At 40.7% G+C, this 11886-nt stretch carries 13 protein-coding genes; 7 read left to right on the top strand and 6 right to left on the bottom strand.

The window, feature by feature from the left end; translation table 11 throughout:
• Positions 1 to 34 precede the first annotated feature (34 nt).
• Positions 35 to 1282: a carboxyl-terminal processing protease CtpA gene (gene ctpA / locus FJR06_RS21530; RefSeq protein ID WP_015083378.1), complete on the bottom strand. Its 1248-nt coding sequence runs from the start codon at positions 1280 to 1282 to the stop codon at positions 35 to 37.
• A 393-nt stretch (positions 1283 to 1675) separates the two neighbouring features.
• On the opposite strand from ctpA, the gene petB reads away from it, so the two are divergent.
• The 4 genes from petB (at position 1676) to FJR06_RS21510 (ending at position 4432) form a co-directional block, all read left to right on the top strand.
• Complete coding sequence (petB, locus tag FJR06_RS21525; RefSeq protein WP_015083377.1) at positions 1676 to 2323, top strand: cytochrome b6; 648 nt, start codon at positions 1676 to 1678, stop codon at positions 2321 to 2323.
• A 182-nt stretch (positions 2324 to 2505) separates the two neighbouring features.
• A complete protein-coding gene (gene petD, locus FJR06_RS21520; protein ID WP_015083376.1) occupies positions 2506 to 2988 on the top strand; it encodes a cytochrome b6-f complex subunit IV in 483 nt (160 codons plus the stop codon).
• Between the two features lie 339 nt (positions 2989 to 3327).
• Positions 3328 to 3771, top strand: a complete 444-nt coding sequence (locus FJR06_RS21515) for an anti-sigma regulatory factor (protein WP_015083375.1) — start codon at positions 3328 to 3330, stop codon at positions 3769 to 3771.
• Positions 3772 to 4063: 292 nt separating this feature from the next.
• The gene (locus FJR06_RS21510) at positions 4064 to 4432 is read left to right on the top strand and encodes a hypothetical protein (protein WP_015083374.1); all 369 of its coding nucleotides are present in this window, start codon (positions 4064 to 4066) and stop codon (positions 4430 to 4432) included.
• A gap of 94 nt (positions 4433 to 4526) precedes the next feature.
• Here the strand turns inward: FJR06_RS21510 and rimI are convergent, their stop codons facing one another.
• Positions 4527 to 5021, bottom strand: coding sequence for a ribosomal protein S18-alanine N-acetyltransferase (gene rimI / locus FJR06_RS21505; RefSeq protein WP_015083373.1), 495 nt, complete (start codon positions 5019 to 5021; stop codon positions 4527 to 4529).
• 125 nt (positions 5022 to 5146) lie between these two features.
• Between rimI and lysA the strand changes: the two genes are divergently transcribed.
• The 3 genes from lysA (at position 5147) to FJR06_RS21490 (ending at position 8762) form a co-directional block, all read left to right on the top strand.
• Positions 5147 to 6559 (top strand): diaminopimelate decarboxylase, encoded by a 1413-nt coding sequence (gene lysA, locus FJR06_RS21500; protein WP_015083372.1) that lies wholly within the window; start codon positions 5147 to 5149, stop codon positions 6557 to 6559.
• Between the two features lie 503 nt (positions 6560 to 7062).
• Complete coding sequence (gene cdaA / locus FJR06_RS21495; protein WP_015083371.1) at positions 7063 to 8016, top strand: diadenylate cyclase CdaA; 954 nt, start codon at positions 7063 to 7065, stop codon at positions 8014 to 8016.
• Positions 8013 to 8762, top strand: a complete 750-nt coding sequence (locus FJR06_RS21490) for an isoprenyl transferase (protein ID WP_015083370.1) — start codon at positions 8013 to 8015, stop codon at positions 8760 to 8762. Before cdaA ends, FJR06_RS21490 begins: the two co-directional genes overlap by 4 nt.
• Before the next feature lie 62 nt (positions 8763 to 8824).
• Here the strand turns inward: FJR06_RS21490 and FJR06_RS21485 are convergent, their stop codons facing one another.
• From FJR06_RS21485 to FJR06_RS21470, 4 genes are all read right to left on the bottom strand, one after another.
• Positions 8825 to 9091: a DUF3143 domain-containing protein gene (locus tag FJR06_RS21485; protein ID WP_168652237.1), complete on the bottom strand. Its 267-nt coding sequence runs from the start codon at positions 9089 to 9091 to the stop codon at positions 8825 to 8827.
• Positions 9092 to 9146: 55 nt separating this feature from the next.
• Positions 9147 to 9617, bottom strand: coding sequence for a J domain-containing protein (locus tag FJR06_RS21480; RefSeq protein WP_015083368.1), 471 nt, complete (start codon positions 9615 to 9617; stop codon positions 9147 to 9149).
• A 208-nt stretch (positions 9618 to 9825) separates the two neighbouring features.
• Complete coding sequence (locus FJR06_RS21475; RefSeq protein WP_015083367.1) at positions 9826 to 10671, bottom strand: Uma2 family endonuclease; 846 nt, start codon at positions 10669 to 10671, stop codon at positions 9826 to 9828.
• Positions 10672 to 10802: 131 nt separating this feature from the next.
• Positions 10803 to 11798 (bottom strand): DnaJ C-terminal domain-containing protein, encoded by a 996-nt coding sequence (locus tag FJR06_RS21470; RefSeq protein ID WP_015083366.1) that lies wholly within the window; start codon positions 11796 to 11798, stop codon positions 10803 to 10805.
• Positions 11799 to 11886 lie beyond the last annotated feature (88 nt).

Below are 11886 nucleotides of genomic sequence, written 5' to 3'. Positions count from 1 at the left end.
AAATGCTTCGCCCCTACTGACAACTGACAACTAACTAATGACCCATTACCAATTTTTTACTCAAAAGTTCGATAGCCGCTTGATATTGAACATCTGCCTTTGTGCCGATTTGTTCCCGGTTAAGTGATGGTTGGGGAATAATTTGATCTGGCTTAATTCCCAACTTATTAATATCTCGATGGTTAGGAGTTTCATATTTAGCAATTGTCACCGCCAAACCAGAACCGTCCGATAATTCAAACAAAGATTGAATTAAGCCCTTCCCAAAAGTCGTTTCCCCGACTAACTGGGCGCGATGATTATCTTGTAAAGCACCTGCGAGGATTTCGCTGGCGCTGGCAGTTCCTTGATTAACGATAATTACTAAAGGATCTGTGGTTAAGGCTGGACCAAAGGCTTCATAAGTTCCCTGAATGCCTTGACGGTTGACAGTGTAAACGATTGTGCCAGAGTCTAACCATAAACGAGCAATTTCAATTCCCGCTTGTAAGAGTCCACCCGGATTATTTCTTAAATCAAGAATATAGGCAGACGCGCCTTTTTTTTCTAGAATAGAAATAGCGTGTGCCAAGTCAGTAACGGCATTGGCACTAAATTGACTCAGGGACAAATAACCAATCTTGGTTCCTTCCGGGGATAATCGTAAGTCAGAGACAACAGGATTAAGAGCAATGCGATCGCGCACCAAGATAACTTCCCGGTCCTTTTCTCCTTCCCTGCCAATTAAAAGCGTAATAACGCTGCCCCTTGATCCACGCATTCGTGCCGCAGCCTCATCAAGAGTCAAATTCTCTGTAGATAAACCCTCAATCTTCAAAATGCGATCGCGTGGTTTTAAATCCGCTTTGTCGGCTGGAGAATCTTCAATAGGTGTAATTACCTCCAAACCACCACGTGGATTGAGAGTAATTTGTAAACCCACCCCAGTTAATTCTCCAGCAGTGCTAACTTGCAAACTGCGATACTTCTCAGGCTCAAGAAACCGGGTAAAAGGATCATCCAGGCTCTTCAGCATAGACTGAATAGTAGAATAAGCTGCTTCATGGTTGGCGAAGTTGCCTTTTAACGCCTTTTGTCGCACATCAAGCCAGCTTTGATGGTTAAAAGTCCCATCTAAATAAGAGCGATTAACAATTCGCCACACTTCATAAACTAGCTTCTGTTCTGGGGTCAAAGCTGAAGCCGGAGGAACATATCCTGCCAACACCAAACCAAAAAGCAATAGTAGTAAACATCCTAGCCGCCAAAACCGTTTGTGAATGAACCCTAATTTCAGTGCCATCTCAGACTCAAATTCCCTAAAACTTTCTGTAATGATCAGTTGCTGATGAAATCTATCTCTCGACTATGTTACTTTTTTTATAGAAGAAGTGCATTCTTCTCATAAACTTGCTAGTCCAAATTTGTGAGATGTCCATTCTTCCTGATCAACGATAAAATCTTCTTTGGAGTCAACATAGTTAGCGTTGGCTGGCAAAGACGAGAGACAGGGGGATTTCTCAAAAATAGGGTGAGTTACACCCGAATTTACGCTCGTAGACCAATAGAAGCCCATTCTCTTGGATGAAGCGAGAAGCGAACCCTCTAACTGAGGTTAGTTGAATAGTCACTCATGACTAAGCTTCGCATCACAAAACTTATCAACCGCAATCTATTTTTAGGAACTTAGGATTGTATGGCCAACGTTTATGACTGGTTTGAGGAACGCTTGGATCTCCAAGAAATTGCTGATGATATCACCACCAAATACGTACCTCCCCACGTTAACATCTTCTACTGTTTAGGTGGAATTACCCTAGTATGCTTCCTGATTCAGTTCGCCACTGGATTTGCGATGACATTCTACTACAAACCTACAGTTGCTGAAGCTTTCTCCTCTGTCGAGTACATCATGAATGAAGTCAACTTTGGTTGGTTAATTCGCTCCATTCACCGCTGGTCAGCCAGCATGATGGTATTAATGATGATTCTCCACACCTTCCGTGTTTATCTAACCGGTGGCTTCAAAAAGCCCCGCGAATTAACCTGGATCAGTGGTGTTATCCTCGCAGTTATCACCGTTTCCTTCGGTGTAACAGGCTACTCTCTGCCTTGGGATCAAGTTGGTTACTGGGCTGTAAAAATTGTTAGTGGTGTACCAGAAGCCATTCCCGTAGTCGGCGTTCTCATCTCCGATTTACTCCGTGGTGGTTCTAGTGTTGGTCAAGCTACACTTACCCGCTACTATAGCGCTCACACCTTCGTTCTTCCTTGGTTAATTGCCGTCTTCATGTTGTTCCACTTCTTGATGATTCGCAAACAAGGTATTTCTGGACCTTTGTAATCAAAGTTATTAGCAAATAGGCAAAACTTGTGTTTCCAGATCATCGTAGTTTGTTTTAAACTAAAGAGAAAATAACTTGTAAGTTGTAGACATAAACTACCATCGGAAACTTGAGCTAGTTGTATTGTTGATAGCTTTCACCAATTCTTTAACTTCACTTCAGTCGGAGAGCGAATTTAAAAATGTCAACGCAAAAAAAACCGGATCTGAGCGATCCCAAATTGAGAGCTAAACTTGCCCAAGGCATGGGTCACAATTACTATGGTGAACCTGCTTGGCCCAACGATTTGCTCTATATATTCCCAGTCGTCATTATGGGTTCTTTCGCCTGTATTGTGGCTCTAGCAACTCTAGATCCCGCGATGATCGGTGAACCAGCCAATCCTTTCGCTACTCCTTTGGAAATTTTGCCAGAGTGGTACTTATATCCTGTATTCCAGATTCTCCGCTCATTACCTAGTAAACTATTAGGTGTATTAGCAATGGCTGCTGTCCCCTTGGGACTAATTCTCGTTCCTTTCTTGGAAAACGTGAATAAGTTTCAAAACCCCTTCCGTCGCCCTGTAGCAACAACAGTATTTCTTTTTGGGACTCTTGTTACCCTGTGGCTAGGTATTGGTGCTGCACTCCCATTAGACAAATCCTTAACTTTAGGATTGTTCTAAGATAGTTCAGTCAAAACTAAATCCAGTAACGTCTGTAATTTTCAAGAGCATATACGGGATAATATCTGACAAACAACTAGTACAATACGGCGTAAGTTAAGCAACCATTAAAAATCCCTGAAAAGCTTATACCATCTGCTTTTTAATTTTTAATTGTTAATTTTTAATTCCGCCCTGCGGTACTAGCCGTAAATCTTTTATGGTCTACTTGTTACTGATATTTCAAAAGAGATATGCTTTTGAAGATCAACAGACGTTAACTAAATTCCTAAATGTGAAATTATCAATCACAAAAAAACGCAAATACTTTTCAATTACTTTCTATCCAAGTCACGGTCAATGCTTAGCATAGTGCAGCAAGACCATCAAACGGTAAAGAGCGATCTTAAACTCTTGATCCAAGTACAACAATGGTTTGAAGAATTCTGTGAGCGATATTTACCTAAATATGGCTGGTCAGATACCCAAGTTTATTGTCTTAACCTAGCATTAGCAGAAGGCTTTACCAACGCAGTTCGTCATGCTCATCATGCTTTACCACCGGAAACAACTATAGAAATTCAAGTCAGTTTATGGATTGATAAACTGGAAATAAGAATTTGGGATTATGGAAAACCATTTAATCCTGACGTGATCACCGAGCCAGAACCTGGGACTCTGCAAGTAGGTGGATATGGGTGGTTTTTACTCCGCCGTTTGGCAGATAAAGTAGTCTATGAACGTGATTCAGATACTAGAAATTGCCTGTTAATTGTTAAATATTGTTTAGAAGGACAACATTAAGAACTAGCACCGCAAAGCGGAAGTTAAAAGTCAAAATGATGACAGTTTGGGGTTATTGTCTGATATTTCTGGTGATCAGACGCAACGAAAGCAATTTTCTTCCGCATCAAAAATAATATTTAAAGAAGAATTAATATTTCATGATCGTCTAGCTGATTTTTGCATAATAACCTCGCAAGCAAACTTGAGGATTGTATATTTAGAGGCAATGGCTGATGAAATACCTGTATTACTGGGGGATAACCCAGGACTAAACTCGCTATCCTAGAGTCAATAGCACAAAGAAAGAGACATGACCAAAAACTTGCAATTCAATTTTGAAAAGATCCGCCCTTGGTTGACCCTGTTAGCAATCGCCTGGCTATTAGCATCATTGGGATTAGGCTGGTTAGTTAATTCTTTAGTAATTATTTTGGGGTTATTGTTTTTTTTACCTGTGGTAGCATTCTTGGGGTTTCGTTGGTGGTTAGCAAAAAATCTAGTTACTAACCAGTGTCCCGTATGTGGATATGAATTAACAGGGGTAAATAACAGCCAAGTACAATGTGTTAACTGCGGTGAACAACTATTAGTTAAAAACTTTCAATTCCAACGCTTCACACCAGAAGGAACAATTGATGTGACAGCGGTTGAAGTTCAAGCCCAATCACTGGAAGATTAGTCAGTTGTTAGTTGTCAGTTGTTCGTTGTCAGTTGTTCGTTGTTAGTTGTTCGTTGGAATCTAGAAGGGTGAATTTATTAGACTTGTCTATTGCCTATTTATCTAGATTTTTGAAAAAATGTGGTTGTTGTAGTTCAGAAAGCCAAAGAATCAAGGCATCCTCATTGTTATCTTTGTAATAACCCCGTCGTTTTCCCGCAGTTTTGAAACCAAACTTTTGATACAAAGAAATAGCAACGTAGTTAGAATCGCGGACTTCGAGGGTAGCTCTTTCCAAACCAAGATCAGCCGCAGTTTGCAGAAGGGAATATAATAAGGCTTTTCCTAGCCCTTGACCATGATATTGGGGATGAACTGCCAAAATTGTAATGTGTGCTTCTTCTAGAATTGACCAAAAGCACCCCATTCCCAAGAGTTCAGAATGATTAAAAGGGGAAAATAAACCCAAAAAATGACTATTAGGACTTTCTAACTCCCGCAGGTAGCCTTCCATAGTCCATAAACCATCAAAACAAGCCTTATCTAGTTCTAATAGTTCAGTTAAATTATCTGTGGTTAAAGATTGAATTTTTAAGTCGGATGAAATCACAATTTTTGAGGATTGAGGAAGGTTAATTACCAATTACCAATTATCCATTACCAATGAGAGGTTAAACTGGAAATCAGGACATATACTCATGGCCTGATTTTTCACAAAGACAACTCTTATTAGTTATGGTATCGACTTACCCCGTCGAAGTTCAACTTTCTGGCCGTCAATATTTACAGTCAACAACTGGTGACAGTGCTGATATTTCTCCTAACCAACAACTCTTACCTTTGACAGCGAGAGTTAATGATCATGATCATCTGGAAATCGGTGGGTGTGATGTCACAACCCTAGTTGAACAGTTTGCTTCACCTTTATATATTTTAGATGAGGAAACCCTGCGGACAGCTTGTAGGCAATATCGAGATACCTTTAAGGAATATTACAAGGGAGAATCTCAGGTACTTTATGCTTCTAAGGCATGGAATTGTTTAGCTGTTTGTGCCATTGTTGCCTCAGAAGGGTTAGGAATTGATGTAGTATCCGGTGGCGAACTTTATACTGCGCTGAATGCGGGTATGAGTCCTGATAAGATTTACTTACATGGAAATAACAAATCTCATGATGAGTTAGTTTTAGCGATTCAGTCTGGATGTACTATTGTAGCGGATAACTGGCATGAATTAGATCTGCTGGTGAAGATAGCAGGGGAGAACACAGAAAATTCTGATCTTTCGCCCATTCGGATTATGCTACGCTTAACTCCTGGGATAGAATGCCATACCCACGAATATATTCGTACTGGACACTTAGATAGTAAATTTGGTTTTGATCCCCATGATTTACAAGAAGTATTTGCTTTTGTAAGTAAGCAGCCCAGTTTAAACTGTGTGGGGTTACACGCTCATATTGGTTCACAAATTTTTGAACGTCAACCACATAGAGATTTAGCTGCTGTGATGGTGCAGTGGTTAAGAGATGCGGCTAAACATGGATTAAAGGTGAGAGAATTAAATGTTGGTGGTGGTTTAGGGATTAGATATACAGAATCTGATGATCCACCAAGCATTGTGGAATGGTCTAAGGCAATTTGTGAGGTTGTACAAACTGCTTGTATCTCGGAAAATCTGCCTTTACCAAAATTACTCTGTGAACCAGGGCGATCGCTCATAGCCACATCTTGCGTCACGGCTTATACTGTTGGTGCTACGAAGGTTATTCCCGAAATTCGCACCTACGTAGCGATTGATGGCGGAATGTCCGATAATCCCCGCCCTATCACCTACCAATCAGTTTATCGGGTAGTAGTTGCTAATAAAATATCTACCCCCTGCACTGAAACCGTCACATTAGCTGGTAAACACTGCGAATCAGGGGATATTCTGATTAAAAATGCCCAACTACCAAAAACTGAAGCAAATGATATTCTCGTAGTTATGGGAACTGGTGCGTACAATTACAGTATGGCATCTAATTACAATCGTCTCCCCCGACCGGCAGCAGTTGTAGTGGCAAATGGTGAAGCAAATTTAATTTTGCAGCGCGAAACTTATCAAGATTTGATTCGACAAGATTGCCTACCGGAAAGACTGAAATAGTCAGTAGTCAGTGGTCAGTGGTCAGTGGTTAAAAAATCACAATTGACAACTGACAACTGACTATAAGAATCCAGATGTCTTGACACTCTCATGGCTTCAGCCACTGAGATTCTGCGGACAGAGTAAAACTCTCGCTGCGACCGTCAAACGCCGACTAAACGCTCAAAACAACTACCAACTAAGGTGTTGAAATTGCGCTTACTTTTGTTCAAAATGCTATGGCTAAAGCCACGCTGCGCTATCGGAATCTGTCACTAAGCCTGTGGCACGGTACGCTCAGTCAACCTGCCATTGCTTGCTCTTTCTCGTCATACTGCCGTTAGAAAATCTAACCGTTGTTTCACAGGAGCCGGGATTTCTCCGTACTAGGATGCTTCAATACGTAGACAATAATTCTTACTCGCAATTTAATTTTACCACAAATGTCACGGCGACTTTAATCGCTCGTGTCGCTTCCCTCTCAGGTCTGAAGACTCTGAGTTTCCTGCATACGGCGAGGTTTTATGAGAGATTGGTGGAAGCAATGGCTGATAAACCTGGGAGATAGGTCACAGTCCTTGTTCCTTGGGACTCTGGATATAATGTTAGTGCTGGCACTGACATACATGATCCTGGTTATTATTAGTGAACGGCGCACTTTATGGATGGTGCGAGGGTTTATAGTCTTAATGCTCTGCTCGGCACTCAGTGGCAAATTGGGATTACCCCTCCTAAATTTTGTCCTGGAAAAATTGGTGATTGGCTGTGCTGTGGCTATGGCTGTAGCACTGCAATCAGAATTTCGCCGTTTTTTAGAACAATTGGGACGTGGTGAATTTTGGCAGTTATTTCGGAATAACGCTAGAGCAATTCCTAAGTCGGATAGTGTAATTGATGAAATTGTTGATGCAATTAAAGAGTTATCAAAAAATCGGATTGGCGCTTTACTAATTTTAGAAACTACAGGACCCATTGAAGAACAAGATTTCTCCGTTCCAGGAGTGAAGCTAAATGCTGAAGTTTCTAAAGAACTGATCCAAACTATTTTTCAACCGAAAACTTTGTTACATGATGGAGCAACGTTAATTCGTGGTTCGCGCATTGTATCATCTGGTATAATTTTACCACTTTCAGGACGCACAGCGTCGCGGCAGTTGGGAACACGCCATCGGGCGGCAATGGGAATTACTGAAAGGGTCGAAAATTGTATTTGTGTTGTTGTATCAGAAGAAACGGGTTCTATTTCCTTAGCGGAAAAGGGAACTCTATATAGACCACTAACTATTAAAAAGCTCAAAGAGTCTTTAGAGACTCGATTCTCTCCCACTGTAGATCGGGAAGCTCATGCACCTGGTCTTTTCAGTTTAGTTCGTCAACTTGGTGATCAATCACTAAAATTAATGTCCCGGTTACTTAGGCTACCTTGTCTTCGACACGCTACCCGTAGGGGTACGACCGCTTCTCAAGATAAAAAATGAAAACACAACAAACTGAATTGCAATATTTACCTCTTGATTTAAAACAAGAATTACTCCCTCAGCACGTCGCGGTAATTATGGATGGTAATGGCCGATGGGCAAAAAGTCGCGGTCTACCCCGGATGATGGGTCATAAAGCCGGTGTAAATGTTCTCAAGGATTTGCTGCACTGTTGCAAAGACTGGGGAATTAAAGCACTAACTGCCTATGCTTTTTCAACGGAGAATTGGCAAAGACCAGAGGAGGAGGTAGAATTTTTGATGAATCTATTTCAGCGCGTTTTACGCCAAGAACTGCGGGAAATGGTGGAGGAAAATGTGCAAATTCAGTTTGTGGGTAATTTATCGGCTTTACCACAGGCTCTTCAGGCTGAGATTTCCCATTCTATGGATCAAACTAAGGATAATCGCAGTATTCGGTTTACAATAGCGACTAATTATGGGGGTAGACAGGAGATTTTACAAGCTTGTCGGGCGATCGCTCAAAAGGTTAAAGAAGATTTACTACAGCCTGAAGATATATCTGAAGAAGTATTTGAAGCTCATTTATATACGGCTGGAATAGCAGATCCAGATTTATTAATTCGCACCAGTGGAGAAATGCGATTATCGAATTTCTTACTTTGGCAAATGGCTTATAGTGAAATTTATATTTCTGATACTCTCTGGCCGGATTTTAACCGTCATGAATTTCATCGCGCTTTATCTGCTTATCAACAACGAGAACGCCGTTTTGGGAAAGTCTGACAATTTTGGATTTTAGATGCAGTAATCAATCCAAAATCCCAACTTCTGACTCCTGCTATAGATTATGGCCCTGAAAAAACGGCTTCTTCGATGTCTTCCCGACTCAGGGAATATTTAAAGGAACGTTGAATATCTTGACGGTTTTCTCCTGATTGAAAATAGCGAACTGTAATTTGTTCAGTATCTAACCAAAGTTCCGCTTCCCAACTAGATCGTTGGACACGCCAACAATGTAGTTGGGTATCGTCTTGTTGACAACCTTGGTTTTTTAGCCATTGTTCGATTTGTGGTAAAGAATGACTATACAGTGGTGTATTAGCGGAAAGCATAAGCAATTCAATTCAATTCAAGATTATTGGTGATTTTAGAGGTGAGAAATTGAGTTTAACTGATTGCTTCTCCACGGAGAATGGCGATCGCAATCGCTAATAGCATACAACCAACAATGGTCAACCCCAAAATAAATAATACAAATATTTCTCCAGAAGACAAAGGGCGATCTGTAGCATCGAGATACATTGATTTGGAAAAATCGTAAGGCTTATGTACAGACTGGTTTAAATCGGGTGGTGCTTGAATTACGTCAAAACGGGAATAACCCACTTTCAAATCATAGCTCAATCGTCGTTCTGGGTTACAGAGGGTAGCGTAGGCTGTGTTTATTTGCTGAAATTTAGCAGTAGCAATATTAGCAGGTAATTCTGTCGTATCTGGATGATAGAGTTTGCTCAGTTCTCGATAAGCGCGACGAATATCAATTACTGATGCTCCAGGATAGAGTCCTAGCAGGGAGTAATAGGTAATTTCGCTGCTGTGTGGGACTTCCTCATTTTGGTTTACGGTTTTTTGAGTCACTTTGCTCAAATAAGTTTTTTTCTATTCTAAATCTCTTGGGTAGCTATAGCAGAAATAGCCACAAAACATCAGCAATTCTCATTTTGGAAATTTTGTGCGACCTATTAAAAATATTTCTCAATAACTTTCTCTAAAAAGCCTATTCTCTTGTTTAAGTTTTTCCAACTGAGATGGGTTTCAGTTCAAAATGAGAATTGCTGTCCTAATTTCATAAAATGTCGGGGTCAATATTCAATTCTCTGAGTTTGGCAGCTAAACGTTCTGCACGTTGGGTTGCTTCCTCTGCGATTTGGGTTTGTTGTTCTGCACGTTGAGCCTGTTGTTCTGCGAGTTGGGCTTTTTGTTCTGCGAGTTGGGTTTGTTGTTCTGCACGCTGGGTTTGTTGTTCTGCGAGTTTGGTTGCTTCTTCTGTGAGTTGGGCTTGTTGTTCTGCACGTTGGGTTGCTTGTACTCCATATTCTTCTGGTGTTAGCATTAACTGTCCTTCTGGCAGAAAATAACGCAATTTACCGTCATGGACACCCAAATATAAATTTAGCTGCTGACTCCATAATAAACCTTGAGGATTAGGTTCTATGGGTTGATATGTTCCACCAAACAAGATAAAACCAGCAAATTCTAAATTTTGCGGATTAAACCAGAAATATTCAGGTGTGCGGAAAATATCTTGATAAATTTGTTTTTTTAACCCTTTATCAGTGGAAGCAGTGGAGGGAGAAAGCAATTCTATAATTAAGTTAGGATATTTACCACCTTCCTCCCAGACTACCCAACTATTTCGCTCGCGGTTTTCTGTATCCAGCACTAGGAAAAAATCTGGACCACGAAAATCTTTAGTTTTAATTTGCCGAGGACTATAATAAACAGTCATGTTCCCAGCAACAAAATAATTATTAATTTTATTTATATCTCGCCACCACCAATTGAGACATTGGATTAGTAGTAGCATTTGTTGTAGATGTAAAGATGATTCCAAAGGTGGTTCGTCACTTTCTAGATTACTTGGTGGAAATATTACATCTAAACCGGGTTCAATATTTTGGCTGACGGTCATAGCTGCAAGTTAGTGGAGGATCTATTTTCATGGTAACAGATCCAGGAATCTAAAATTCTCTACCCACTCTGCATCTGAGCCATCTGTGGAGAAATTAATTTCTCTTGTTGCTTCTGTAGTTTGTTTTATTGTTAAATTAAATCAGCGCGAGGTTTAAAGGTTTCTATTTCTCGTAATTTTTCATAAAGTTCTCGTTCTTGAGGACTAATATTTTTGGGAGTTACTATCTGAATTTCCACTAATTGATCACCACGTTGACCAGTTTCGCCAGGGTAGCCTTTATTACCAAGACGGAATCTTTGCCCAGACCTGACACCAGCAGGAATGGTCATTTTCACTGGACCATCAAGGGTAGGTGCTTCGACTTGTCCGCCTAAAGTTGCTTCACTGGGAGTCACAGGTACTTGACAGAAGATATTAATGCCTTCTAACTTAAACAAAGGATGAGGATCAACGGTAATTTTTAAGTATAAATCACCACCACTAATTCCCTGATTTCGTAAGCGGATAGTTTGCCCTGTTACCATAGCTGGGGGCATAGTCACTTCGAGAGAACGTCCATCTTCTAAACGGATTCTTTCGTTACCACCTTGATAAGCTTTTTCTAAAGGTAAGGTTAATCTAGCTTCGATATCCCGACGGGTGGCACGGGGTGGCGGGGTATTAACTGTATATGAAACTTTGGTTCTGGGACTGCGAAAGGGGTCGCTAGTGCTGGTACTTCCGGGACTACTTTTGGGATCTTTGCGATTGCTGACACCAATTACTTGATTAACAAAACTTTCAAAATCGTTAAATTGGCTGGGGTCTACTTCTTGACTAGAACGAGCGTTAGCGCGGTTATCCCAACCTTTTGGCTTGGGAGTTTGTTTATTGCCAGCAAAGCCGTTTTGTTGCCAATAGCGGCTAAATTGGTCATATTGCGATCGCCTGCTAGAATCAGAAAGGATTTCATAAGCCTCACCAATGGTTTTAAATTTCTCCTCAGCTTCCTTATTCCCAGGATTAAGGTCAGGGTGATATTGTCTAGCTAAACGCCGATAAACCTTCTTGATTTCTTCACTGGTGGCATCTTTAGAAACCCCTAAAATTTCGTAATAATCCCGAAAGTTCTGCAAATTTTGCATAATCTGTTAAATGTTAGTTGTCAGTAGGGGCGAAGCATTTGGAAGATAAATTATCGGTCATTGCCAAAAATAGTTCTCCAAATGCTTC

The sequence above is a fragment of the Dolichospermum sp. UHCC 0352 genome, assembly GCF_009711925.1.
Lineage (GTDB): Bacteria > Cyanobacteriota > Cyanobacteriia > Cyanobacteriales > Nostocaceae > Dolichospermum > Dolichospermum lemmermannii.
The sequence above is the reverse complement of the archived record's forward strand: the minus strand, read 5'-3'. Positions and strand labels throughout refer to the sequence as shown.